Source organism: Pseudomonas sp. MDT2-39-1, assembly GCF_054898085.1.
The window spans coordinates 4,220,428-4,245,888 of record NZ_CM142716.1 but is presented as its reverse complement, the minus strand read 5'-3'; the positions used below and the strand labels follow the sequence as shown (position 1 = coordinate 4,245,888).

17 protein-coding genes are annotated in these 25,461 nt (G+C 57.2%); 7 read left to right on the top strand and 10 right to left on the bottom strand.

The features are described from left to right. Positions 1–131 precede the first annotated feature (131 nt). The 5 genes from ACYZTM_RS19805 to ACYZTM_RS19785 all read right to left on the bottom strand — a co-directional run bounded on the left by ACYZTM_RS19805 (position 132) and on the right by ACYZTM_RS19785 (position 7,910). Positions 132–1,367 carry an MFS transporter gene (locus tag ACYZTM_RS19805; RefSeq protein WP_131063106.1) on the bottom strand — a complete coding sequence of 412 codons (1,236 nt, stop codon included), beginning with the start codon at positions 1,365–1,367 and terminating at the stop codon, positions 132–134. Between the two features lie 382 nt (positions 1,368–1,749). Next, on the bottom strand, positions 1,750–2,985 hold the full coding sequence (locus ACYZTM_RS19800; protein WP_131063105.1) for an MFS transporter: 1,236 nt from the start codon (positions 2,983–2,985) through the stop codon (positions 1,750–1,752). Further along, positions 2,978–4,030 (bottom strand): hypothetical protein, encoded by a 1,053-nt coding sequence (locus ACYZTM_RS19795; protein ID WP_461984201.1) that lies wholly within the window; start codon positions 4,028–4,030, stop codon positions 2,978–2,980. Before ACYZTM_RS19795 ends, ACYZTM_RS19800 begins: the two co-directional genes overlap by 8 nt. Then, positions 4,027–5,412: a DUF6002 family protein gene (locus tag ACYZTM_RS19790; protein ID WP_131063104.1), complete on the bottom strand. Its 1,386-nt coding sequence runs from the start codon at positions 5,410–5,412 to the stop codon at positions 4,027–4,029. Before ACYZTM_RS19790 ends, ACYZTM_RS19795 begins: the two co-directional genes overlap by 4 nt. 914 nt (positions 5,413–6,326) lie before the next feature. Continuing rightward, entirely contained in the window at positions 6,327–7,910 is a 1,584-nt protein-coding gene (locus ACYZTM_RS19785; protein ID WP_131062973.1) for a peptide chain release factor 3, read from the bottom strand. A 477-nt stretch (positions 7,911–8,387) separates the two neighbouring features. On the opposite strand from ACYZTM_RS19785, the gene ACYZTM_RS19780 reads away from it, so the two are divergent. The 5 genes from ACYZTM_RS19780 (at position 8,388) to ACYZTM_RS19760 (ending at position 13,470) form a co-directional block, all read left to right on the top strand. Continuing rightward, positions 8,388–9,104 carry an ABC transporter permease gene (locus ACYZTM_RS19780; protein WP_054049992.1) on the top strand — a complete coding sequence of 239 codons (717 nt, stop codon included), beginning with the start codon at positions 8,388–8,390 and terminating at the stop codon, positions 9,102–9,104. Positions 9,105–9,124: 20 nt separating this feature from the next. After that, on the top strand, positions 9,125–10,027 hold the full coding sequence (locus ACYZTM_RS19775; RefSeq protein ID WP_461984199.1) for a glycine betaine ABC transporter substrate-binding protein: 903 nt from the start codon (positions 9,125–9,127) through the stop codon (positions 10,025–10,027). 15 nt (positions 10,028–10,042) lie between these two features. Continuing rightward, positions 10,043–10,696: an ABC transporter permease gene (locus ACYZTM_RS19770; RefSeq protein ID WP_131062971.1), complete on the top strand. Its 654-nt coding sequence runs from the start codon at positions 10,043–10,045 to the stop codon at positions 10,694–10,696. Further along, positions 10,693–11,850 carry an osmoprotectant ABC transporter ATP-binding protein OsmV gene (locus tag ACYZTM_RS19765; RefSeq protein WP_121733608.1) on the top strand — a complete coding sequence of 386 codons (1,158 nt, stop codon included), beginning with the start codon at positions 10,693–10,695 and terminating at the stop codon, positions 11,848–11,850. Before ACYZTM_RS19770 ends, ACYZTM_RS19765 begins: the two co-directional genes overlap by 4 nt. Before the next feature lie 456 nt (positions 11,851–12,306). After that, positions 12,307–13,470 carry a type III PLP-dependent enzyme gene (locus ACYZTM_RS19760; protein WP_131062969.1) on the top strand — a complete coding sequence of 388 codons (1,164 nt, stop codon included), beginning with the start codon at positions 12,307–12,309 and terminating at the stop codon, positions 13,468–13,470. A gap of 48 nt (positions 13,471–13,518) precedes the next feature. Here the strand turns inward: ACYZTM_RS19760 and ACYZTM_RS19755 are convergent, their stop codons facing one another. The 4 genes from ACYZTM_RS19755 to ACYZTM_RS19740 form a co-directional block, all read right to left on the bottom strand. Next, positions 13,519–14,415: a hypothetical protein gene (locus tag ACYZTM_RS19755; protein ID WP_461984196.1), complete on the bottom strand. Its 897-nt coding sequence runs from the start codon at positions 14,413–14,415 to the stop codon at positions 13,519–13,521. 78 nt (positions 14,416–14,493) lie between these two features. Then, positions 14,494–16,758 carry an alpha-xenorhabdolysin family binary toxin subunit A gene (locus ACYZTM_RS19750; protein ID WP_461984194.1) on the bottom strand — a complete coding sequence of 755 codons (2,265 nt, stop codon included), beginning with the start codon at positions 16,756–16,758 and terminating at the stop codon, positions 14,494–14,496. Between the two features lie 236 nt (positions 16,759–16,994). Then, positions 16,995–17,747, bottom strand: coding sequence for a tetratricopeptide repeat protein (locus tag ACYZTM_RS19745; RefSeq protein WP_461984192.1), 753 nt, complete (start codon positions 17,745–17,747; stop codon positions 16,995–16,997). After that, positions 17,744–18,424 carry a Fe2+-dependent dioxygenase gene (locus ACYZTM_RS19740; protein ID WP_461984190.1) on the bottom strand — a complete coding sequence of 227 codons (681 nt, stop codon included), beginning with the start codon at positions 18,422–18,424 and terminating at the stop codon, positions 17,744–17,746. Before ACYZTM_RS19740 ends, ACYZTM_RS19745 begins: the two co-directional genes overlap by 4 nt. Before the next feature lie 206 nt (positions 18,425–18,630). Between ACYZTM_RS19740 and ACYZTM_RS19735 the strand changes: the two genes are divergently transcribed. Both ACYZTM_RS19735 and ACYZTM_RS19730 read left to right on the top strand, forming a co-directional pair. After that, a complete protein-coding gene (locus ACYZTM_RS19735) occupies positions 18,631–20,955 on the top strand; it encodes a TonB-dependent receptor (RefSeq protein ID WP_461984188.1) in 2,325 nt (774 codons plus the stop codon). 256 nt (positions 20,956–21,211) lie between these two features. Next, positions 21,212–23,740, top strand: coding sequence for a PepSY domain-containing protein (locus tag ACYZTM_RS19730; protein ID WP_461984186.1), 2,529 nt, complete (start codon positions 21,212–21,214; stop codon positions 23,738–23,740). A gap of 132 nt (positions 23,741–23,872) precedes the next feature. On the opposite strand, the gene ACYZTM_RS19725 is transcribed toward ACYZTM_RS19730, so the two are convergent. Then, the gene (locus ACYZTM_RS19725; protein WP_461984184.1) at positions 23,873–25,414 is read right to left on the bottom strand and encodes an alkaline phosphatase D family protein; all 1,542 of its coding nucleotides are present in this window, start codon (positions 25,412–25,414) and stop codon (positions 23,873–23,875) included. Positions 25,415–25,461: the final 47 nt, after the last annotated feature.

Sequence of the window (25,461 nt, the reverse complement as noted above, 5' to 3'; positions counted from 1 at the left end):
AAACACAAGTGCCTGACTGGCGCTGTCTGAAATTTAGTTGCGCTCAGCCGGGTTCTCCAGATAGGACGCTAACGAATGGGCGGAAATGCCGTCGGCGGCCAGATCGGTTTCTGATAACACCCATAACCGAATCAGCTAAGCGAGGTGGCGCGCCGCGTTTGTGGATCAAGCCCTTTCGAGGCGCCCAAACGTGTGGCCTGATAAATCAGCGGGGTGGACAGCATGGCCAGCGCGGCGCTGACGAACCAGACAATGTGCCCACCGTAATGGCCATAGAGCTGACCGCCAAGTACCGGTGAAAGCAGCGCGCTCGCACTCCAGCACATGAAGAACAGGCCGAAGTACTGGCCGCTTTTTCCGGCTTGCGCGTGCTGCATGACGAGAACATTCAGCGGCGGCATAAACAGGGCTTCCCCCAGCGTCCAGACCACAGTCGACAGACAGGCGTAAAACAACCCGGAACCGAGCGGCAACATGCCGAGCCCAACCGCCAGCAACACACATCCCGCCACCAGTTGCCTGCGTGCGCCCCAGCGTTCACCCCAGTGCGACAGCGGTATTTGCAACACCACAATCAGCATCGCATTGAGGCCGAACTGCCAGCCGATGGCTTCAGTGCTCAACCGGTAGTAATCCCGCAAGTAATTGCCGAGCATGCTGTAGATCGAGTCGAACGCCATACCGAGCAGGATCACCGCGGCCAGCAACCAGAGGAACGGTCGATCTCGATAGGGGACGCCTGTGCCTGCGCCGACATCGGGCGTTTCCTCAGGAATAAGCGCCGGTCGGCGCCACGTCGTGCGGACAAACCAAAGCAATGCCAGCAGCGTCATGGCCGCGCTGACAAAAAACACCCAGCGAAAATCGGTCTGCGCCAGCACCCCGCCCGCCAAGCCGGCGGCAGCCATCCCGAGGTTTCTGGCGACACGGCTCAAGGCCTGCGCGCGAGGACGCTGCGCCACCTCGCAGTACTCCATGATCAACCGCTGATGCAGCGTACGAATCGACCCGTCGAGTGTCCCGCTGAGCAAAAGCAAACCTGCCAGCAGCGGCACCTGCGTGGCCAGCCCGAGCAAGACCAGCGTCCACACCGAGGCAAAAAACAGCGCCGCTGTCAGCCGCGCCGTGGACACATGATCGCTCAGCCATCCGCCCAGCATCGAGCCAATCAGCAGCCCGGCGCCGTAAGCGGACAGCAGCCAGCCGACGGTTTCAATCGCCAGCCCCAGTTCCTGACGCAGGTACAGCGCCATGAACAGCTTGACCATGCTGCTCAGGCGATTGATGAAAAGCAGCGCCGCCAGCACCCAGGCCATGGTGCAGAAATAGCCGTCCAGCCGCAGCAGGTGAGTCAGCCGACTCGTCATTCCATTGATCCTTGAAAAGGCAGCGATTTGCGAAGTGACTTTCGAACAGTAGACGGCTACGACTTAGTTGTCGCGAGTAGAAACGCCAACAATGCAAAACCAGAGTCAAGCTACCCCACAAAGGGAAAAGACCTACGGAAAAACCGTCGCGCAACAGTACATTCTTATAGGCAAGCATCAATGTTGACTGACACACAGCTTTCGCGAGCAGGCTCGCTCCCACAGGGGATATCTGAGCTGTTCAATAACCTCTTCTGCCTCGGCTGCGCATCAGCCGGGGAGAAGGGGTTTTCTTTTGCCTGCGGTTTACGTCTGCCTGTCGGCGTCATCATCGCCAGTGTCTGGCTCTGCAGACTTGTATCGAATAACCCCCAGAATCGAATCAGCTATGCGAAGTGACGCGCGACGTTTGTGAATCCAGCCCTTTCGAGGCGCCCAAACGTGTGGCCTGATAAATCAGCGGCGTGGACAACAAGGCCAGCGCGGCGCTGACGAACCAGACAATGTGCCCGCCGAAATGGCCGTAGAGCTGACCGCCAAGTACCGGTGAAAGCAGCACACTCGCGCTCCAGCACATGGAAAAAAGTCCAAAGTAATGCCCACTCCTTCCTGTGTGCGCACGCTGCATAACCAACACGCTCAGGGTCGGCATAAACAAAATTTCGCCTAGGGTCCAAACAACGGTCGACAGGCAGACATACAACACCCCTGAGCCGAAGGGCAACATCGCGAGCCCGCAGGCTAACAGCAGGCTGCCTGCCAGTAGTTGCCGACGCGCCCCCCATTGCTCACTCCAATGAGATAACGGAATCTGGAGCACCACCACCAGTACTGCATTGAGTGCAAATTGCCATCCGATGACTTCGATACCCAACCGATAGTAATCGAGCAGATAGTTGCCCAACATGCTGTAGACCGGTTCGAAGGCAAGGCCGAGCAAGACAGAAGCCGCCAACAACCAGAGGAACGGTTTATCTCGATAAGGTACGCATGCACCCGAAACCGAATCAGGAGTCTGATCCGGTATCAGAACTTCTCGATGAAATGTCGCCCGAACAAACCAGATCAAAGCCAACAGCGTCATGGCCGCACTGACAAAAAACACCCAGCGAAAATCAGTCTGCGCCAGGACGCCACCCACAACCCCGGCCACAGCCATGCCCAGGTTACTGGCAACACGACTCAATGACTGCGCGCGAAGCCGCTGCGCAACCAGGCAATACTCCATAATCAAGCGCTGATGAAGTGTACGTATCGCACCATCGAGTACTCCGCTGAAAAGCAACAACCCAGCCAGCAATGGCACCTCAACGACCAGCCCCAACAAGACCAATATCCATGCCGAGACAAAAAACAACGCGGCGGTGAGGCGCGCCGTGGAGAAATACTCACTGAGCAGTCCGCCTCCCATTGACCCTATCAGCAAGCCGGCTCCGTATCCGGATAACAACCAGCCTACGGTTTCAATCGGCAGCCCCAGTTCCTGACGCAGGTATAACGCCATGAATAGCTTGACCATGGCGCTCAACCGACTGATGAAGATCAACGCAGCAAGCACCCAGGCCATAGGACAGAAATATCCATCAAGCCGAGTCGGGTGGATGAGCCGACTAGCCATGCCATTGGTCCAGGTTATGGTTCACTTGGCTGGAAATGCCTTTTGAAGCGAAGGGAATGTCCGAGCGGATCTCGTGGTCTGCATCGAAGAAGTACTGTGCTTGCAGCCGGCCCTCTGCATCAAGGCCAACAAGAGGGTTATTGATCAGGAATTGCCTGGCTGAAGCACAAAGCTTGTGCGCTCGAATCAGTAACCTCCATTGACCGAATGCGTTGTCAGGAATAACGGCCTTAGCCCCAAAGCGTTTCTTGTACTGAAACGTTCCTTTGCTCAAAAATGGCTCGCAGCCCTGAAAGTCGACGCAATCGATGTTCGACTGATGGGATGCCCACTCCAGGATCGCGTGGTAAACAAAATTCTGTGCTCCATTAACCCGGTAAATTGATGCGCCATCCTTCACGCCGATCAACCGTGCGTTCAAGGTGCGTGTCGACTCATCAACTTGAGAAACACTTCCCGCCACCCAGTCATCCTTTAAACAAACCCGAAACAACACTCCCTGCTTGAACAATTCCAGATACGCCGATTGCTCGGGCACACTGCGGGCTAAGCGCCCGTAACGGGCGCTCATGGTCGGGACATGCATGGAACGATAAAAGGTAAAGAAGTCTTCATCCCTAAGCGACACATCGAAACCAAACCCTTGTCCGACCGATTGAACACGGCGGTTGTTTTCCCGATGGGACAATTCCCTCTGCACATGCTCCCAATCAGAGGACACATCGACTTTCTGGTGAAGCCTGCTGAGTCCGACAATATCGCCGGGGCGCTGGCATTGCCGGATGACCTCCAGTGGCGCCATCAACAGGCTCGTGTCGGGTTGATTCTGGTTTAGAAATTCCTCAAGTTGTTTCCATTCCAGAGTGCCTTCTTGCTCTACAGTCGAATGCTCGAAAAAACATTGATCCACAAAAGGGGCGATGTAGATCAGGCCTTCACTCACTCCAACATAAACTAGACGCGCCATTACTCCAGCTTTGGAGTAGCCCCTGTAAACGCGGAAATGGCAGGGTGTTTTCTGAATAATCGAAAGATCAGCGCTCATGAGTTACAACGACCACGCAGGATTTCCATCATCTCTTCAGCACTGTCAATGAATGACAGTCCTTCGATGGGCATGGCGTCATAATCACTCTGACAATAGGAGCCGGATGCATGAATGGTGCAGCCGTCCATACCCACCAGCAACTCTCGGTCAATTGCATTCAGGCATCCGGTGAGAGCCATCACCAATGACCACTCCTTCAGATCCCGGGGGTCCGCGGGCAATCTCACGGGTGTATTCGCTAGCAACTGGACACATTCGCTGTAGCGTTGCATGCACTCATAAAGCGACACGACGATTCCCGAGCCACCATTGGCCCTGACCAACCCGGTCATTTCCACGGCGGTAGGCGGAAGGTGCGTGTAAAAAGTGGGTTCAAGGATCTCATCGGGGTTCCAGGTCGCGGAAGGAAAATGCGCAGACTCCGATTGAACCCATAAGCCGTTGGATTCCTGTGTATAGACTGGCGTGGAAGTACCCTCGAAGTTGCCGTCGAGTAAATGCAAAACCATGTCACTGGTAGCCAGATGCTGAACCAGTAGAAATGAAGGGGTGGAAACGTGTTTATTGTGGTGTTTCAACACCTCTACACCTGAGCAGTATCCCAGAAGGCCATAGGCACTAGACACCGCATGCACATGGACAGTTTTTCGATCAGTGTCCCAGGCATCACCCTGTTCGAAGTCAAAAAAAGCTCGGACCTGGTCAGAATGCCGGTAATTCTCTAGCCGAAGGGAATGCCATAACTTCAACTCACCCAATGGACGGCGACTGAAAAGCTCCTTGAAGTGCTGCCCAACAACCTTCACTGCCTCCGGCGACTCGGCATCAAGGACGAATACAGGGTTCAAGACACGCAGCCGAGGGTCATCGTAAAGTTCGGTTCTACGCAACTTCCCGATCGTCTGCGCAGGCGTCAATGTGACAATGCGCAATTGTTCTGGATGAACCAGCTTGGCTTTCAATGCACGCAAGACTGCATCACGTAGTGCAATGGCCTTGTTGCCGGAAGAAGGGGAAAACAACAGGATGCTGTCGCCGGTGTCCTGAATATGGCGAATGGCACGAGCGACGATCAGCGTCGAAGCAAATGTCTTGGTCGTTTGAGTATTTGGGTTTTGCCTCAAATCGAACAACCGCAGTGGCATCCCACAGTAACGGCCTAACTCAAAAAACTGCGCAGTTGCGACGGAAAGAAAGGCCTGCATTCGAGCATCTAGTGCAGGCAATTTCATGGATGGCTCAAATGCGTCACCACCGCTACTGACTTCAAAATCAGCTGTACTGCTGACGATCAGGTCGTAGTACCGCTCGATAACAGAAACGGGAATTTGAGCTTCTTGTGTTGCCTGTAATGCGGTGTCGGTTTTCATCACATCCATTTGTCTCGCGCTCCTGCTCGTGGAAAGTCGCTGCTTGCGAAATGTCCTCTGAACGCTAGACGTCAACGATTGCGTTGTCGCGGGAAACAGTCCCGGTAATGAAAAAGCAGAGTCAAGCTACGAAATCAGGAAAAAAGACCTACAGGAAAGTATTACCCGGTCGTCGATTCGAACCCGTTTATTGGTATCGAGTAGGAGGCGGATTTACATCCGCCGTCCTCTCACACCACCGTACGTACGGTTCCGTATACGGCGGTTCCTGCCTACTGCCAAACAACGTCAGCGAGCTTGGTTCCGTTGATGTGTCGCCTGCGGTATCTAAGCGCCCAGACCGGCCCTCGGAGCTTCCGGCTCCTACCTCCCGATGGTCTCGACCCCCGCTACGCGGAGTTTCTGCTTTACGCTCCAACAGAGATCACACCCGACTATCCACTCATGGCAGGTTCAGCCCTTCATCGTTCCGGTTTCGAGCGACTACTACGGCCTCTGCTGACTTCTGTCGCCCATCCCGTCATCTCGCGACGCCGGTAGCACATGGCAGGCTAAACAGATCTCCCAGGGTAATTCGCGCGACCTTCCTGCTTATGCCTGTCGGATCTACGTCACAGCGTTGCGTGCAAGTATTGGGCTTTGGCAATTTTGGCTACCTTACCCCGCTGCACCGCCTAATCCGCTTCCTGTTCGTCAGGCCAGCATTTTGCCTCGGGCTTCCTTCAGATTCGCAGTCACCCGCGACACCCTTGCCTCTGGCTAACACTTCCCCTTGCCGGGTGTGTAGAGGACTTTCACCTCCAAGTCACCAGCGTGGCCACCACAGCCAAGCTGGTTGCGCTTCGCGCAACGCGCCATGCCTGGCGCACCAAAAAAAAGCCCACTGTGTTCACAGTGGGCTTTGGGGTGTTATCGCTCAGCGCTTAGTGATGCTCACGCGTCGCACGGAATTTCACGTCCGGCCAGCGCTCTTCCATCAGTGCCAGGTTGACCCGGGTCGGGGCCAGGTAGGTCAGGTGACCGCCGCCGTCAATCGCGAGGTTTTCCACCGCCTTGATCTGGAACTCTTCAAGCTTCTTCTTATCGCTGCAATCGATCCAGCGCGCGGAATAAACGGTGATCGGCTCATAGGAGCACTCGACCTTGTATTCCTCTTTCAAGCGACTGGCGACCACATCGAACTGCAGCACACCGACGGCACCCAGGATGATGTCGTTGCTGCGCGTGGGGAAGAACACCTGGGTCGCGCCTTCTTCCGCCAGTTGCTGCAGACCCTGACGCAGTTGCTTGGACTTGAGCGGATCACGCAGGCGCACGCGACGGAACAGTTCCGGGGCGAAGTGCGGGATGCCGGTGAAACCCAGGACTTCGCCTTCGGTGAAGGTGTCGCCGATCTGGATGGTACCGTGGTTGTGCAGGCCGATGATGTCGCCGGCAAACGCTTCTTCCAGTTGCTCACGCTCGGAGGAGAAGAACGTCAGGGCATCGCCGATCCGAACATCCTTGCCGGTGCGCACGTGGCGCATCTTCATGCCTTTTTCGTATTTGCCGGAGCAGATACGCATGAAGGCGATGCGGTCGCGGTGTTTCGGGTCCATGTTCGCCTGGATCTTGAACACGAAGCCGGCGAATTTCTCTTCGACCGGTTCAACGGTGCGCTCGTTGGCGACACGGGCCAGCGGTTTCGGCGCCCAGTTGACCACGGCGTCGAGCACGTGATCGACACCGAAGTTGCCCAGTGCAGTACCGAAGAACACCGGGGTCAGTTGGCCGTCGAGGAATTCCTGTTGATTGAATTCGTGGCAGGCGCCCTGCACCAATTCCAGCTGATCGACGAAGCGGTCGTACTCGTCACCCAAGTGCGCGCGGGCTTCATCAGAGTCGAGCTTCTCGATGATTTTCACATCGGTACGCTCGTGGCCGTGGCCAGCGGTGTACACGATGATGTAGTCGTCGGCGAGGTGATAAACGCCCTTGAAGTCGCGGTAGCAACCGATCGGCCAGGTGATCGGCGCAGCCTTGATCTTCAGGACCGCTTCGATTTCGTCGAGCAGTTCGATCGGGTCGCGGATGTCACGGTCGAGTTTGTTGATGAAGCTGACGATCGGCGTGTCACGCAGACGGCAGACGTCCATCAGCGCGATGGTCCGTGGCTCTACACCCTTGCCGCCGTCGAGGACCATCAATGCCGAGTCAACCGCCGTCAGGGTGCGGTAGGTATCTTCGGAGAAGTCTTCGTGGCCCGGGGTGTCCAGCAGGTTGATCATGTGATCGCGATACGGGAACTGCATGACCGACGTGGTAATGGAAATACCCCGTTGTTTTTCCATTTCCATCCAGTCGGAGGTGGCATGGCGGTCGGATTTACGGGATTTCACCGTGCCAGCAATCGCAATCGCCTTGCCCATCAGCAAGAGCTTCTCGGTGATGGTGGTTTTACCGGCATCGGGGTGGGAAATAATGGCGAAAGTGCGGCGTTTCGCGACTTCGGCGGCCTGTTTGGTCATGGGAAATCGCCTGGCAGGTGATTCAAAAAAGGGCGGCGAGTATAGCGCAAACCGTGACCTACAGACCACCGTTCACCCTGTAGCATCTGCCCCGTTGGGCTGCGAAGCGGCCCCTATTTTCCAGCCACACCGCGCCCAATGGATTACGACGGCTTCGCCGCCGAACGGGGATAAATCCCCTCGCCACAGCCTCGCAGGCTCGGCAGCTGCTACACGGGCATATCGAGATGCGTGGTAGCTAAATGCTGCTAAATATGGAACCTTTTAAAAGGTGGAGGCGTCCACTCCCCTGTTACAGCTCTCGTAGCAGGGTCTGAAAAACCTGCAAGTTAGCCTGACGAGGCTGCGCTTATGGCTCGATCTCATGCGGTTCCATCAGCATGGGGAGCTGCTTCTCGCGAACGTTGATAATCCCGGCAGCCAGGAATGGCATGCCCCACGGGACTGCGTCCGCCGACTGAAAAAAGGAGTCCGCCTGTGGCTATTCGCTATGGCAAGGGGCTGATAGGAGGTGCGGTTGTCGTCGCTCTCCTGGCCCTGCTGGTCCACTGGATTGGCATCAACACGATCGAACATTACCGCGACGATTTGTTGTTTTACCTGCAAGCTCACTTGATTCTCGTCCTTGTTTCCATGCTGGCCGCCCTCGTTGTGGGCATCCCCGCCGGCATCTTCCTCAGCCGCCCGACCATGGTGGGCCGCGCTGAACGCTTCATGCAGATCTTCAACATCGGCAACACCGTGCCGCCTCTTGCCGTACTGGCCATCGCCCTGGGGATCCTCGGCATCGGCAGCGGCCCCGCGATTTTCGCCCTGTTCCTCGCCTCGCTGTTGCCGATCGTGCGCAACACCTATGAAGGCCTGAAAAACGTCCAGGGATCGCTCAAGGAAGCGGCCGTCGGCATTGGTATGACGCCGACTCAAGTGCTGTGGCGGGTCGAACTGCCGAACGCTGTGCCGATCATCATCGGTGGCGTGCGCGTGGCCCTGGCGATCAACGTTGGTACCGCACCGCTGGCGTTCCTGATCGGCGCCAACAGCCTGGGCAGCCTGATTTTCCCAGGCATCGCCTTGAACAATCAGCCGCAACTGCTGCTCGGCGCGGCCTGCACCGCCCTGCTGGCCTTGCTGCTCGACGGTCTGGTGACACTCGCCAGCCGCCTCTGGCTCGAACGCGGCTTGCGCCCGTCTTAAGCCTCGGCAAAGGAATACTTATGAAAAAATTAAGCTTTTTAATAGGCTGCGTTCTGCTGTTCGCAGGAATCGCCCAAGCCGCTGAAAAACCCGTGATCCGCATCGGCGCCCGGGTCTTCACCGAACAAACCCTGCTGGCGGAAATCACTTCCCAGTACCTGCGCACCAAGGGTTACGACACTCAGGTGACCGGCGGTCTGGGCAGCAACCTGGCCCGCAGTGCCCACGAAAGTGGTCAGCTGGATTTGATGTGGGAATACACCGGCGTGTCGCTGGTGGCGTACAACCACATCACTGACAAGCTCGACAGCGTTCAGTCCTACGCCAAAGTGAAAGAACTCGACGCAAAAAAAGGCCTGATCTGGCTCACCCCGTCGAAGTTCAGCAACACCTACGCCCTGGCCCTGCCGGAAAAAACCGCGAAGGCGTATCCGCAGATCAACACCATCAGCGAGCTGAACACAGTGATGCAGGCTGAGGCGAAGACCCATCACCTGGTGGCGCTGGACACCGAGTTCGCCAACCGTTCCGACGGTCTGGACGGCATGGTGGACCTCTACGGCATGAACCTGACCCGCAAAAACATCCGCCAGATGGATGCAGGGCTGGTCTACACCGCCCTGCGCAATGGTCAGGTGTTTGCCGGTCTGGTCTACACCACTGACGGTCGTTTGAACGCCTTCAAGCTGAAACTGCTCGAAGACGACAAGCACTACTTCCCGGACTACACCGCCGCGCCAGTGGTGCGTCAGGTTTACCTCGACGCTCACCCGAAACTCGCCGAAGAACTCAAGCCGCTGGCTGAACTGTTCGACGACGCCACCATGCGCCAGCTCAATGCGCGGGTCGATGTCGATCACGAAAGCCCTTCATCCGTTGCCGCCGATTTCCTGCGCCAGCACCCATTGCCCCCTATTAATTAAACCGGAGGAAAAGACATGGAATTTCTGAACGCCTTTTCCCATCTCGACTGGCCGCTGGTCCTGCAACTGACCGGGCAGCACATCACCCTTGTCGGTATTGCCGTGACCTTGGCGATTCTGGTCGGCGTGCCGCTGGGCATCCTGATGACACGCTTCCCTACACTCGCCGGCCCGTTGCAAGCCAGCGCCACGGTGCTGCTGACCGTGCCGTCGATTGCGCTGTTCGGCCTGTTACTGCCGTTCTACTCCAAGTTCGGCCAGGGCTTGGGGCCGATGCCGGCGATTACCGCGGTGTTTCTGTACTCGCTGCTGCCAATCATGCGTAACACCTACCTCGCCCTGACCGGCGTCGAACCCGGCATTCGCGAAGCCGCGCGCGGCATCGGCATGACCTTCGGCCAGCGCCTGCGCATGGTCGAGTTGCCGATCGCCGTGCCCGTGATCCTCGCCGGCGTGCGCACCGCCGTGGTCATGAACATTGGTGTCATGACCATCGCCGCGACCATCGGCGCCGGTGGCCTCGGTGTACTCATTCTCGCTTCCATCAGCCGCAGCGACATGTCGATGCTGATCGTCGGCGCCGTGCTGGTCAGTCTCCTGGCCATCTTCGCCGACCTGCTTCTGCAATGGCTGCAACGCACGCTGACTCCAAAAGGATTACTCAAATGATCGAACTTCAAAACCTCAGCAAGACCTTCCAAAGCAACGGCAAAGATGTCAAAGCCGTGGACTCGGTAAGCCTGACCGTCAATGAAGGCGAGATCTGTGTGTTCCTCGGGCCATCGGGCTGCGGCAAAAGCACCACGCTGAAGATGATCAACCGCCTGATCAAGCCGACCTCGGGCAAGATCCTGATCAACGGCGAAGACACCACCGACCTCGACGCCGTGACCCTGCGCCGCAACATCGGTTATGTGATCCAGCAGATCGGTCTGTTCCCGAACATGACCATCGAGGAAAACATCACCATCGTTCCGCGCCTGCTGGGCTGGGACAAACAGAAATGCCACGACCGCGCCCGCGAGTTGATGAGCATGATCAAGCTTGAGCCCAAGCAGTACCTGAATCGCTACCCGCGCGAACTGTCGGGTGGCCAACAGCAGCGGATCGGCGTAATTCGTGCGTTGGCGGCGGATGCGCCGTTGTTGCTGATGGATGAACCGTTTGGCGCGGTCGACCCGATCAACCGCGAAATGATCCAGAACGAATTCTTCGAGATGCAGCGGGCGCTGAACAAGACCGTGATCATGGTCAGCCACGACATCGATGAAGCCATCAAGCTGGGCGACAAGATCGCAATCTTCCGCGCTGGCAAACTGCTGCAGATCGATCACCCGGACACTCTGCTCGCGCACCCGGCGGATGACTTTGTCAGCAACTTCGTCGGCCAGGACAGCACCCTCAAGCGTCTGTTGCTAGTGAAAGCCGAAGATGCAGCGGACAACGCACCGTCGGTGAGCCCGGAAACGCCCGTGGCTGAAGCCCTGGAGTTGATGGACGAACTGGACCGTCGTTATGTGGTGGTCACTGACGGTGAGAACAAGGCGCTCGGTTATGTACGACGCCGCGACCTGCACCGTCAGACCGGTACGTGCGCGCAATACCTGCGCGAGTTCAACGCGACAGCGGCGTTTGACGAGCATTTGCGCATCCTGCTGTCGCGCATGTACGAGTTCAACCGCTCGTGGTTGCCGGTGATGGATGCCGAGCGGGTGTTCCTGGGTGAAGTGACTCAGGAATCGATTGCCGAGTATTTGAGCTCTGGTAAGTCCCGTGGCGGCAAGACCAGCATTGTTTCGCCTGCCGAGACTGCTGTCGCATGATCTGACGCCTTCGCGAGCAAGCCCGCTCCCACATTTGATCGGCGTTATCTGAATGAACGCGGACCAATGTGGGAGCGGGCTTGCTCGCGAATGGGGCACCACAAATCCCCCTGAACTACCTCAAATTCCCCTCCAACGGGAACATCACACTGTCATGCAGGTCGGTTACACAGGTGACTGACGCGCACCGCACGACGGATGCGTGCAAAAACGCGACATTTTTTGTTGATCTCAAGCCCCTCACGCCCTAAAGTTCGCGCCGAACGTCCATGCTGGAAACGATCCATCCGGCTCAAGTACTGACGACGAGACAGCAAGGCCAAGGGAAGCACCGCCTCCCGTGGCCTTTTTGCTTTCGGCGACATGCCTTGGGAAGTAGGCGAACCAAAGTGGGGATACGGAGGACGTTCATTTGCACCCATTGATTAATCTAGTTTGCCAGTAGGAGTTCCCAGCATGTCGATCAACGTCGAAGACTATTTCGCGCGCGATACCTTCCAGAAAATGAAGGCGTTCGCCGACAAACAAGAAACCCCGTTCGTGGTGATCGACACCGCGATGATCAGCCAGGCCTACGATGACCTGCGCGCCGGTTTCGATTTCGCCAAGGTCTACTACGCGGTCAAGGCCAACCCGGCCGTCGAAGTCATCGACCTGCTCAAAGAGAAAGGCTCGAACTTCGACATCGCCTCGATCTACGAGCTCGACAAAGTGATGAACCAGGGCGTCGGCCCTGATCGCATCAGCTACGGCAACACCATCAAGAAATCCAAAGACATTCGCTACTTCTACGAGAAGGGCGTGCGTCTGTATGCCACCGACTCCGAAGCCGACCTGCGCAACATCGCCAAGGCTGCACCAGGTTCGAAAGTCTACGTGCGCATCCTCACCGAAGGCTCGACCACCGCTGACTGGCCTTTGTCGCGCAAATTCGGCTGCCAGACCGACATGGCCATGGACTTGCTGATCCTCGCCCGCGACCTGGGCCTGGTGCCGTACGGCCTCTCGTTCCACGTCGGCTCGCAACAGCGCGACATCAGCGTCTGGGACGCGGCGATCGCCAAGGTCAAAGTGATCTTCGAACGCCTGAAAGAAGAAGACGGCATTCACCTGAAGCTGATCAACATGGGTGGCGGCTTCCCGGCCAACTACATCACCCGCACCAACAGCCTGGAAACCTACGCTGAAGAAATCATCCGTTTCCTCAAGGAAGATTTCGGTGACGAACTGCCGGAAATCATCCTGGAACCAGGCCGTTCGCTGATCGCCAACGCCGGTATCCTGGTCAGCGAAGTGGTGCTGGTTGCACGTAAATCCCGTACCGCCGTCGAGCGATGGGTGTACACGGATGTGGGCAAGTTCTCCGGCCTGATCGAAACCATGGACGAAGCCATCAAGTTCCCGATCTGGACCGAGAAGAAAGGCGAGATGGAAGAAGTGGTCATCGCCGGCCCAACGTGCGACAGCGCCGACATCATGTATGAAAACTACAAGTACGGTTTGCCGCTCAACCTGGCCATTGGTGATCGTCTGTACTGGTTGTCGACCGGTGCGTACACCACCAGTTACAGCGCGGTTGAATTCAATGGCTTTCCGCCGCTGAAATCGTTTTACGTGTAACCGTTCTCGTAGAAATGAAACAGCCCATGACGTGTCATGGGCTTTTTTTTAAAATACTTTTGCCATCTGAACCAATTGTTCAGACATCGTTTTTAGTTCTTCGAGCGAACCCGTCACCAGCGGCAGCGAAGCCTTGGCACGCGCCATCGTCTGTTGGGGGTAAGAGGTTCGAAGCGTTTGCTTGGCCTCCTCCAGCATGTACACCCATCGGTAGCAAAAATCGCCCAGATTGTTTGCCGCCGTGCTGGCTTGCCGATGAAGGCTGAACAGCCGCACGATATGCGCTCTGGCGAACTCTAGCCGTTGGTCTTCCGAATACCCTTGGTTTGGGTCATAACCCATTCCCGGCAGACCGATTCGGCCCAAGGTGTAGTAAGCCTCGATCTTGGATATTGGACCATCGCAACTGCAAAGTGGCATTGTCAGCGATTCGATGAAACGGACAAATAAACCATGAAGCGATTCTGCAAGTATCGTTACCTGCGCTTTGAATTCTGCCACTGACTGATGGCAATGCTGCAGACGGGAATCAAGCTCGCGCATGACATCAATTACATCGGCACAGGGCGCATTTCCCCATCCGACGGATTTCACAACCGTGAATTGCTGCGGATCAATACGGGATATTGGCAATCGTCGATTCTGAGTGAGGGAAACAATGGTCTTGAATTCACTGATAAAACCGCATACTTCCTGTAATACCCGAGCAGAGGTATTGCCCATCACTGGCACTGTTACGCCAATTGCGCGCCAGCATTGTGCGTTGGTGATCCCGGCCTGAATTAATGCCTCAGCATTGGGGGGTCGCACTAGCGTGTGTCCGGCACGGGCTATGGAGTCGGAGAATCGATTGATTTCTCGTAGAGCATCGGGCAGCTCATTCAAAAAATTAACGTACTGTTTCAAGGTGGCAAAATTCTTTTCTGCCAATAAGTAGTCAAGCATCAGACATTCCTTTGTCTGACAAACCTCTGCTGCCAGCCCGCCCACGGCCGACTGGCAGCAAAACGTTTGTGGATGGGTTTATCGCTGTGGCAACGACACTGGCGCAAGGAAGCTCATAAACAGCGAAGCCTGCTCTTTGAACGCAGCACTGAGCGCATCGTCATTGGCAAATTGTTTTGCATCGATGGCGGTCAGGAATTTGTCAAAGTTTGAAACAGCGACGCTGTATTCTCCGACGTATTTTTCTCTCGAGGCTTCGATCGAGTGAATGGCCTGAAGGTAAATCACCTTCCCTGTCGACGCGTGAACAATGGAGTTCTCTCGGTCAATTTCGTTGAGCAGGGCTTCAATCTTTTGCTTCAGCTTGTCACTCTCACTGAGCATATCCAGAAAGCGAACAGCCTTGCCGGCGTCAATGAGGGTTTTTTTCAGTTGGTCGATCGCCATCATGACCAATTTGATTTCCGGCGGCGTCAGTCCCAGCTCGGTGATCTTGCCAAGTGTCAGCTCAATGTCCTTGCCCAGCTCTTCGATACCGCTCTTCTCGAGGGTGCTCACTGCATCAATGATGACCTGACGCTCCTCATGGAGCGCTGGCAACTTCGATTGCAGAGCCAGGATTTCGGCGTTTGCACGTTGCTCGTCAAGCTTGAAGTCGAGGATGTAAGCTTCTGTCAGGCGCCGGTCGAACCGATCCTGAATGTTGCCCAGGCATCGACGAACCTGCGCAGCCTTCTCGGTAATAGCACGCGTTGCGCTGTCTAGCAGATGCCTGCGCTCATCATCAATTTCCTCGATGACCTCGGGATCGGTTTCTTCCTGCCGATCCTTTTCGTTACGCGCGAGACGGCGCAAGGTGTTCTCAAATTCATTATTGCTTTCCAGAGCCGAACTTTGCAGCTGGCTCGCGCCCTGACCAACGTTGGTCACCAGACGATTGAAGCGATCGAACAAATCGGGCAGGTAACCGAGCTTGACCAACCAGACGTTCGCCTGGGTGCGATCGTCGCGCATTTGTTCATGGCTGGAGGCCAGCGCGGTCAGATTCAACGGTGGATAGGCCGAACCGAAGAGGCTGACAACATTCATCGCGCGTGGAGCCAACGAGTAGTTACGCTCATATTCATCATCAGCCTCTTTGAAGACCTGGATGAGTCGATCCGAATCGGTTTCGATCTGTTTCCATGGGCTAACCACTTCTTCGAACTCGGTCATGAAAATCCTCAGGCTCAATGCATCATTGATTTGATTGACGGCACCGACCGAGTTCTTGATGCACAGGTGCAAGACGCTCCAGACGTGCATCAGGTTTTGCGTAGCGACATCAGCATCAATTGCCACGATCATCAGGCTTTGCAAATCGTGTTTCACACGTGCCAGAGAGCCCAGCGTCTGGTTCTTGCTGGCCAGAACTTGAATATCCCGTTCCTGATCGGCATACAACTGGTTACGAGCCGCACGAATGTTTTCAGCCTCGACCCCCATATAGATGGCCATTGCCAAACCCACAATATTCATCCCCGCCGCGGCCTTGAGCGCTTCTTGTACGGCAGCCTTGTATTCGGTGTTTTTAATATCAATTTCTTTGGCACGGTCTTCAATGACTGCTTTCAACAGCTTGATATCATCTGCCATGGAACTGCTGTCAATTAACCCCACCCTTAACTTGATGCCAGGCAAGACATGCTCTCGAAGATCATAGCCAAACAAATCAAGATCGGTTTTTATGCCCGCTACGACTTTTAGATTGTTATCGATCTTTTCAAAAATCCGCGTCAGGAAGTAATCAAGCGTCTCGACAGTGTCGGCCTCGAGTTCAATGCCCGGGAACTTATCACCCAGTTCCAGCTCAAGTTCTTTCAGTTGAGCAAGGGTCTTGATATTGCGCTCTTGCAGTAAACCGGATGCCTTGACTTCGTTGTACACCTCTTTCATCGAGGCGCCGTAAGTCAGCATACTGCCGGCAAAGTCCTTGAGCCCGCGTCCCGTCATCATGATGCGTTCACGCAATGGCGACCAACGCCGGGCGTGGTTGCGGGTGTTCTGGAATGTGGTCAGAAAATCAACAGGATTCAAGCCGGCGCCACCGTCCTGACCTGCGCCGAATCGCAGATAATCTTCGACGTCTTTCAGTGTGTATGGGAGCGCGAGACCTGCGGCTTCGTATTTGCGCAGATCAATGATTTGTTTTTTTGTGAGCAACAACCCTGTGTCTCGGACACCTACATCAGAATTTGACGTCGAGGCATCTGTTAATAACTTCGGCGCTGCGGCAGCAAAATCAATAACTTGTTCTGGCGTTGCATTTTTCAGGGCTTCGCCCCACAAACTTGTACTGGACATAATTATTCCTTTAATTAGTCAAATTGGATTATAGCGATCATCAGGATCGCACAGTCAAACAAGAGGTCGCTCACACTGCGGACACAGAATAAACACAAAGCCGATCTTTATTAAAGCCAGGACCGAGCAAGAGATGTATTCAAACAATACAACTAACGAAATATCACTCGAACATCAACTTTGCTCTCATCCGCCAACACGCACGCCTAATAGTTGCGAGTGAAGAATTCGGTTATTTAATGACTTAGCGTTTTTGCTCGCAAGGCAAACTCCGTGCCCATCGATTGCACTTCAGCGTGAGGCACTTTCAACAAGGTCTGGGCACTGAGGTACAGAAAGGCTGAGTGGCCTCCGAGCATTGCCTGACGGAACCAGACAAGCGCTTCCTGAAATTGCGAGCGCTCGACCAAAACACTGGCATAGCTGAATTGACCGCGAAAATCCCCGCTTTCCGCCGAACGCCGATACCACTCAAACGCTGCAGAAAGGTCAACGCAGCAATCCCGCCCTTCTTCCAGATATCGCCCAAGCAGGTTCATCGACTTCGCGTGGCCCAATTCGGCGGCCTGTTTATACAAACTCAGTGCTTGCCGCTGGTTCTCAGCAACGCCGCGCCCAGTCGCCAGCAAATTGGCGTAGTTGTACATCGCCCAATCCAGCCCGGCGTCTGCCGCAACTCGATAGTGCCCCGCGGCAATCGATGCATCGGCAACGCAACCCCAGCCATGCTCATGACAACGACCGAGCATGTTGCGCGCCATCAAATGCCCATGCCGGGCAGCGATCTCGAACCAGCGCACCGCCAGCGGCTGGTCCTGCTCGATGCCCTGCCCGTCCAGCAGAATCTGCCCGAGCAAGGCTTGAGCGTCGAGCACGCCTTCACGGGCGGCAATCAGAATCGCCTGGGCTGCACGAGCGGGGCTTTCCTCCAGCATGGCCTTGAGTGAATCACCGTCGAGGACTTCCTCGCGGCGTAATTGATAACTCATACCTCGACCCAGCGGCGCAACAAGTTGTGGTACGTGCCGGTAAGGCGGATCAGCGACGGGTGATCAGGCATGTCCTGAGTCAGTTGCTGGATCGCCCCGTCCATCTCGAACAGCAAGGCACGCTGACTGTCTTCACGCACCAGGCTTTGGGTCCAGAAAAACGAGGCATAGCGGGTGCCGCGCGTGACGGCGTTGACCTTGTGCAGGCTGGTGCCGGGATACAAGACCATGTCACCGGCCGGCAACTTCACGCGCTGGGTGCCGAAGGTGTCCTGGATTTCCAGTTCGCCGCCGTCGTAGTCGTCCGGTTCGCTGAAAAACAGCGTCGCCGAGAGATCGGTGCGAACTCGCTCGATACCGCCCATGGACTGACGCACGGCGTTGTCGATGTGGAAATCGAAACTGCCGCCGGCCGTGTAACAGTTCAGCAACGGAGGGAAGACTTTGTGCGGTAACGCCGCAGACATGAACAGCGGATTTTTCCACAGCCGCTCAAGCATCGCCGCGCCCACTTCCTTGGCCAGCGGATGGCCTTCAGGCAGTTGCAGATTGTGCTTGGCCTTGGCCGACTGGTAGCCGGCGGTGATTTTTCCGTCGGCCCAATCCGCTTGCTCCAGAGCCTCGCGGATGCGCTGCACTTCTTCTTTCGCGAACACGCCGGGAATGTGCAGCAGCATGGGATGACACCTGAAGGCAAAGAAGCGGCAATGGTATTGATTCTTATTGAGCGTGTAAAACCCCCACGACGAATGAATCATCAAAAACCGTAAGGTTAAATTGTAAAGAATGTAAATTCTTCGCGAATAGTAACGTTTCGCAATTGATACAAATACGCGTCTACCCTATATTCCGCGGCCTCAAATCCTTGGGGAGGGGAATTCACATGTCACGCCAACAATTACAATTACCAGTCAGTTCACCGCGTTTACTCGCGTCTGCAATTGGCGTGGCGCTCACTGCCAGCTCTGCCGGCCACATGGTTTTCGCGGCTGAAAAGGCCGACGAAAAGGCACCGAGCAATGCGATTTCCCTGGGGGCTACCGCCATCACTGGCGAAGCCCAGGATGCGACTTCCTACAACGTCGAAAAAGCCTCCTCGCCCAAGTACACCGCGCCGCTGGTGGACACACCGCGTTCGATCACCGTCATCCCGCAGCAGGTGCTCAAGGATACCGGCGCCCTTAATATGCAGGACGCGCTGCGCACCGTTCCGGGCATCACCTTTGGTGCCGGTGAAGGTGGCAACCCACAAGGCGATCGTCCGTTCATTCGTGGTTTCGACGCTCAGGGCGATACGTATCTGGACGGCGTGCGCGACACCGGTTCGCAGAGCCGCGAGATCTTCGCCGTCGAATCGATCGAAGTCAGCAAAGGCCCGAACTCGGCCATTGGCGGCCGGGGCGCTGCGGGCGGCAGCATTAACCTGGTGAGCAAAAAGGCCCACTTGGGCGACTCGTTTGACGGTGGTTTTACCTGGGGTTCGGACCAGACCCAGCGTTACACCATGGACGGCAACTATCAGTTCACCGATACCGCCGCTGGCCGACTGAACCTGATGAGCAATGAAAGCAACGTCGCTGGCCGTGACAGCGTCGACTACGACCGCTGGGGCATCGCACCCTCGCTGGCGTTCGGCCTGGGCACCGACACCCGGGTCAACCTCGATTACTACCATCTGGAAAGCAACGACACACCAGACTCGGGCATTCCGTACACCATCCCTGTCGCAGGCTCGGCCGCCCGCACCAAATCGAACCCGGACAAGCCTTTCGCCGGAGGTGATCACAGCAACTTCTACGGTCTGGAAGATCGCGACTTCCGCAAGGGCCGCACCGACACGGCAACCTTCGCCATCGAGCACGACCTGAACGATGCGCTGACCGTCAAAAACACCCTGCGCCACGGCAACAGCATGCAGGATTACATCCTGACCCAGCCGGACGACAGCAAGGGCAACGTCAATAATGGCAGTGTCTGGCGTCGGGCCAACACCCGCGTCAGCAACACCGAGACCACCACGAACCAGACCGATCTGTTTGGTGACGTGTACATCGCCGGGTTCAAGAACAGCTTCGCCACCGGCATCGAGTTGAGCCGTGAGGAAAGTCAGAAGTCCTCGTACAACGTCAACGTCGACACCACCCCGGGAACAGCGGCTTCCACCACCAACTGCTCACCGGCATTGATCGGCGCGCCAAGTGGCTACAACTGCACCTCGCTGGCCAACCCGAACCCGAACGATCCGTGGAACGGTGCGATCTCGCGTAACTACGCTGGCACCGACACTCAGTCCGACACCTACGCGTTGTATGTGTTCGACACCCTGGAGTTGTCCGAACAATGGCTGGTGAACATGGGCCTGCGTTACGACCATTTCGACACCCAGTACAGAACCTACAACTCCTCCAGCGTGACCACGTCCAAAGGGGATGACGTCAGCGAGTTCGTGACCGGCCAGTTCGGCGTTGTTTACAAGCCGGCCGAAAACGGCAGCATCTACGCGTCCTACGCCACCTCCGCCACTCCGCCGGGCAACACCTTGGGCGAAGGCCAGGAAGGCAACCCGTTGGGCGGCACTCCGGATCGCAACGGCAACTTGCTGAGCAGCGACATGGAGCCGGAAACCACCAAGAACTACGAAATCGGCACCAAGTGGGATTTGCTCAACGATCGCCTGTCGCTGACCGCCGATATCTTCCGCACCGAGAAAGAAAACGCCCGCGTTCAAGTCAATACCACCGCCTATGAAAACGCCGGCAAAACCCGCGTTCAAGGGATCGAATTGTCGGCCACCGGCAAGATCACCGAAAAATGGCAGGTCTTCGCCGGTTACGCTTACATGGACAGCGAGCAAGTCGATGGTGGTGATCTGCCGGCCAACAAAGCCAACAACGGCAACGAGTTGCCAAACACCCCGAAAAACAGTGCCAGCCTGTGGACGACCTATCAGGTCACGCCGAAGCTGACCATCGGTGGCGGTGCGTTCTATGTCGACGACGTATTCGGCAGCGTGGCCAACACCACCATGGTGGATTCCTACGTTCGTTACGACGCAATGGCCGCCTACAAGCTGAGCAAAAACGTTGACCTGCAACTGAACGTGCAGAACCTGACCGACGAAACCTACTACGACAAAGCCTTCTCGACCCACTTCGCCAACCAGGCGGCGGGCCGTACGGCATTGCTGAGCACCAACTTCCACTTCTGATTGCCAGCCTCACCGCAATCCCCTGTGGGAGCGGGTGCTCGCGAAGGGGCCATCACATCCGATAAAGATGTCGACTGATACTCCGCATTCGCGAGCAAGCCCGCTCCCACATGGGATGTGGGTGAAGGCTGAAATCAGGGTCAGGCCCCGTTCATCCACATGAACGGGGCTTTTGTGCGTAAAAAAGAATGTTTCTCAGCAACCCACGGCATAATGCGCGCCGTGATGATTATTTCGAACGAACAAGGCGAGCGACGTGTTGAAGAAAACCCTGTTCCAGTTGCACTGGTTTTTCGGCATCAGCGCCGGGCTGGTCCTGGCCCTGATGGGCATCACCGGGGCGATGGTATCGTTTGAGGATGAAATCCTCAGCGTGCTCAACCCTTCCGTGCTGCAAGTCGAGAAGCAGGTTGCCGGCGTCCTGCCGCCCGCCGAACTGGTGGAAAAAATCGAGGGCGCCTCCGGCAAAAAAGTCGCGATGCTCTGGGTCGAGACCGACAGCGGTAACGCCGCGCGAGTGAGTTTCACGCCGCCACCGGGCGAACGCCGTGGCGAGATGCGCTACTTCGATCCGTACACCGCCGAGTTCATGGGGGAGGCCACCGGGCAGGATTTCTTCGGCCTGATGCTGCAACTGCACCGCTTCCTCGCCATGGGCGACACCGGTCGGCAGATTACCGGCGCCTGCACGCTGATCCTGGTGTTCTTCTGCCTGTCCGGCCTGTACCTGCGCTGGCCGCGCCAATGGAAAAACTGGCGCGCCTGGCTGACCCTCGACTGGAAGAAAAAGGGTCGCAGCTTCAACTGGGACCTGCACTCGGTGGCCGGCACCTGGTGCCTGGTGTTTTACCTCCTGTCAGCGCTGACCGGGTTGTCCTGGTCCTATGAGTGGTACAACAAGGGCCTGACCCAATTACTTTCCGACGCACCGCAAAACGAGCGCTTGCGCGGCGGTCGTGGCCCTGCACCGAGCGGCCCGGCGCCCACCGCCGACTACGCCGTCATGTGGAGCAGCATTTATAGCGCTGCAGGTCCGGCACTCAGTGCCTACAACATCCGCATGCCGCCAGTGGCCGGCAAACCGGCGACGGTTTTCTACCTGTTGAACTCCTCGCCCCATGACCGTGCGCTGAACCAGATCAGCCTCGATCCGGCCACCGGCATCGTCAAGCGGCATGACCGTTACAGCGACAAGAGCCTCAAGGCGCAACTGCTGACCAGCCTCTATGCGCTGCACGTGGGGAGTTACTTCGGCATCGTCGGGCGGATCATCCTGACCATTACCGCGCTGACCATGCCGCTGTTCTTCGTCACTGGCTGGATGTTGTATCTGGATCGTCGCCGCAAGAAAAAACAGATCAAGGACGCTCGCAAAGACTTCGCGCAAACGGGCAGCAATACACCCGCCTGGTTGATCGGCTTCGCCAGCCAAAGCGGGTTTGCCGAGCAACTGGCGTGGCAGACCGCCGGGCAATTGCAGGCGGCCGGCCTGTCGGTGAAGGTGCAGCCGCTGGCGAATGTCAGCGAACAGGATTTGCGTGAATCCAGCAACGCGCTGTTCGTGGTCAGCACCTTCGGCGATGGCGAGGCGCCGGACAGCGCCCGTGGTTTTGAACGCAAAGTACTCGGCCGGGCGTTGAGCCTGGAGAGCCTGAACTACGCGGTACTGGGGCTCGGTGATCGCCAGTATCAACACTTCTGCGGTTTCGCCCGACGCTTGCACACGTGGCTGGGCGAGCATGGCGGCAAGACCTTGTTCGCGCCGGTGGAAGTCGACAGCGGCGACCCTTACGCCTTGCGTCACTGGCAGCAGCAACTCGGCCTGCTGACCGGGCAGGCGCCGGTCGACACCTGGCAAGCCCCGAGCTACAACAACTGGACCCTGACCCGCCGCGAATTGATGAACCCGGACAGCAGCGGCTCCCCGGTGTACTTGCTGGGCCTCACCGCCCCGACGACCAGCAGTTGGCTGGCGGGTGATCTGGTGGAAGTCCTGCCCCGCAATTGCCCGTGGGCGATCGAGCATTTACTTGATGGCCTGGGTATTGAAGGCCGGGCGATGGTGACCTTCGATGGCCTGTCACAAGCGCTGGAGCAAGCCCTCGCCAGTCGCCAATTGCCCGAGAACAGAACTCACCTGGTCGGCCTGCACGCGCAGGCGTTGGTAGACGCCCTGGTGCCCTTGGTCATGCGCGAATACTCCATCGCCTCGATCGCCGCCGACGGCGTGCTGGAACTGATCGTGCGTCAGGAAATGCATGCCGACGGCAGCCTGGGCATAGGCTCCGGTTGGCTGACCGAACACGCGCCAGTAGGTGGCACCGTCAGCCTGCGGGTGCGGCGCAACAGTGGCTTCCATCTGCCGACCGAGCCAGTACCGATGATCCTGCTGGGCAACGGCACCGGGCTGGCCGGCCTGCGCAGTTTGCTCAAGGCACGAATTGCCGATGGGCAGCAACGGCATTGGCTGCTGTTCGGTGAGCGCAATCGGGAGTACGACTACCTGTGCCGCGACGAGCTTGAGGAATGGTTGATTTCAGGCGATCTGGAGCGACTGGACCTGGCGTTCTCGCGGGATCAGGCCGAGAAGATCTACGTACAGGATCGACTGCGTGAGTCGGCCGATCTACTGAAGCAATGGTTGGCCGACGGTGCCGTGATTTACATCTGCGGCAGCTTGCAGGGAATGGCTTCAGGCGTGGATCACGTGCTCAACGAAGTGCTCGGGATTGAAGAGGTTGACCGCCTGATCGAGCAGGGCCGCTACCGCCGCGACGTCTACTGATACATCACAATCCCTGTGGGAGCGGGCTTGCTCGCGAAAACGGCGTGTCATTCAACGATGATGTTGACTGATCCACCGCATTCGCGAGCAAGCCCGCTCCCACATTGATTTTTGGTCGTTCATGAAAAACGGTCAGACTGGCTGCAGCTTCTGCTCAAACACCGCCACCCCATCCAGATCCCGCAACAACACACTCATCTCCCCCGTCTGCCCATCAATATTCACCTCGCCAAAAAACTGAAACCCGGCAAACGGCGAGGTGTTCTGTGCCGGTGGGGCTTTCTCGAAAACCACCTCGGGCCCGAACGTCTTATCCAGCGGATTAGGCCCGTAGCTCCCCGCATTCAACGGCCCGGCCACAAACTCCCAGAACGGTTCGAAATCCTGAAACGCTGCCCGATCCGGGTGGTAATGATGCGCTGCGCAGTAATGCACATCCGCGGTCAGGAAAACGAAATTGCGCACTTGCTGCGCCCGTAGAAAGCCCAACAGTTCAGCGATTTCCAGTTCACGTCCCTGGGCCGGCCCGGGATCACCGTTGGCCACCGCTTCCCAGCGCGCCACACCCGGGCTGACTTCTCCGTCGGGGACGCCGAGGCCGATCGGCATGTCGGCGGCGATGACTTTCCATTGTGCACTGGAGGCTTTCAACGACGCCTTGAGCCAGTCGAGTTGCTCACGACCGAGAAAGGGTTTGGCGGCGCCGAGGTTGTCGTCATTGGCTTCGCGATAGCTGCGCATGTCCAGCACGAACACATCGAGCATCGGCCCATAGCCAAGCTGGCGATAAATTCGCCCGCCACCATCGGCGCTCTGTAAACGCATGGGCGCATATTCGAGCCAGGCTTGTCGGGCGCGGCCCACCAGGCTGTGGATATCTTTGCTCTTGTAGCGCTCGTCCAGCTGCTTGCCCGGCGACCAGTTATTCACCACTTCATGGTCGTCCCACTGCCAGATCTGCGGGACTTCGGCGTTGAAGCGACGGACGTTTTCGTCCATCAGGTTGTAGCGGTAGTTGCCGCGGTAATCGTCGAGGGTCTCGGCGACCTTGCTCTTGGCTTCGCTGGTGATATTGCGCCACACCCGGCCGCTTTCTGTGGTCAGTTGCGCCGGCACCGGGCCGTCGGCGTAGATGGTGTCGCCGCTGTGGATAAAGAAGTCGGGCAGGCGCAAACGCATGGCTTCGTAGATGCGCATGCCGCCAATGTCCGGGTTGATGCCGAAACCCTGGCCGACGGTGTCGCCGCTCCAGACGAAACGGAGGTCGCGCCGGGTTTGCGGCACGCTGCGCAAGTGGCCGAACCAGGGTTCGCTGGCGACGCCACTCTGGGCGTCTTCGAAATAAACGCGATAGAAAATCGCCTGATCAGCCGGCAGACCAGTGAGTTCTACCCGCGCGGTGAAATCGCTGCGCGCATCGGCCAATGGCGAGACGAATCGACGAGGGTTGCCGAACAGGCTGCGGGTGTCCCATTCCACCACCATCCGTGCCGGCCGGTCGCTGCGACTCCAGATCATCGCCCGGTCACCCAGCACATCGCCGGACTGCACGCCATCGGTGAGTAGTGGACGATCCTTGACCGAGGCGATGACCGCCGGTGCCAGGCCTGGAAGCAAAAGCCCGGCGCCGACGGCTTGCATGACACGACGGCGGCCGAGGTCGAATTCGCTCATGGTGTTCTCCCTGAAAAGGAAAACTAAAGCACGTGTGCATGAAACCG

Bases quoted from the DNA above. Each gene is read 5' to 3' on its own strand.
- ACYZTM_RS19765 (WP_121733608.1), top strand. From the start codon at position 10,693: ATGATCGAACTTCAAAACCTCAGCAAGACCTTCCAAAGCAACGGCAAA.
- ACYZTM_RS19795 (WP_461984201.1), bottom strand. From the start codon at position 4,030: ATGAGCGCTGATCTTTCGATTATTCAGAAAACACCCTGCCATTTCCGC.
- ACYZTM_RS19725 (WP_461984184.1), bottom strand. From the start codon at position 25,414: ATGAGCGAATTCGACCTCGGCCGCCGTCGTGTCATGCAAGCCGTCGGC.
- ACYZTM_RS19800 (WP_131063105.1), bottom strand. From the start codon at position 2,985: ATGGCTAGTCGGCTCATCCACCCGACTCGGCTTGATGGATATTTCTGT.
- ACYZTM_RS19750 (WP_461984194.1), bottom strand. From the start codon at position 16,758: ATGTCCAGTACAAGTTTGTGGGGCGAAGCCCTGAAAAATGCAACGCCA.
- ACYZTM_RS19785 (WP_131062973.1), bottom strand. From the start codon at position 7,910: ATGACCAAACAGGCCGCCGAAGTCGCGAAACGCCGCACTTTCGCCATT.
- ACYZTM_RS19755 (WP_461984196.1), bottom strand. From the start codon at position 14,415: ATGCTTGACTACTTATTGGCAGAAAAGAATTTTGCCACCTTGAAACAG.
- ACYZTM_RS19775 (WP_461984199.1), top strand. From the start codon at position 9,125: ATGAAAAAATTAAGCTTTTTAATAGGCTGCGTTCTGCTGTTCGCAGGA.
- ACYZTM_RS19740 (WP_461984190.1), bottom strand. From the start codon at position 18,424: ATGCTGCTGCACATTCCCGGCGTGTTCGCGAAAGAAGAAGTGCAGCGC.
- ACYZTM_RS19735 (WP_461984188.1), top strand. From the start codon at position 18,631: ATGTCACGCCAACAATTACAATTACCAGTCAGTTCACCGCGTTTACTC.
- ACYZTM_RS19745 (WP_461984192.1), bottom strand. From the start codon at position 17,747: ATGAGTTATCAATTACGCCGCGAGGAAGTCCTCGACGGTGATTCACTC.
- ACYZTM_RS19760 (WP_131062969.1), top strand. From the start codon at position 12,307: ATGTCGATCAACGTCGAAGACTATTTCGCGCGCGATACCTTCCAGAAA.
- ACYZTM_RS19805 (WP_131063106.1), bottom strand. From the start codon at position 1,367: ATGACGAGTCGGCTGACTCACCTGCTGCGGCTGGACGGCTATTTCTGC.
- ACYZTM_RS19770 (WP_131062971.1), top strand. From the start codon at position 10,043: ATGGAATTTCTGAACGCCTTTTCCCATCTCGACTGGCCGCTGGTCCTG.
- ACYZTM_RS19790 (WP_131063104.1), bottom strand. From the start codon at position 5,412: ATGGATGTGATGAAAACCGACACCGCATTACAGGCAACACAAGAAGCT.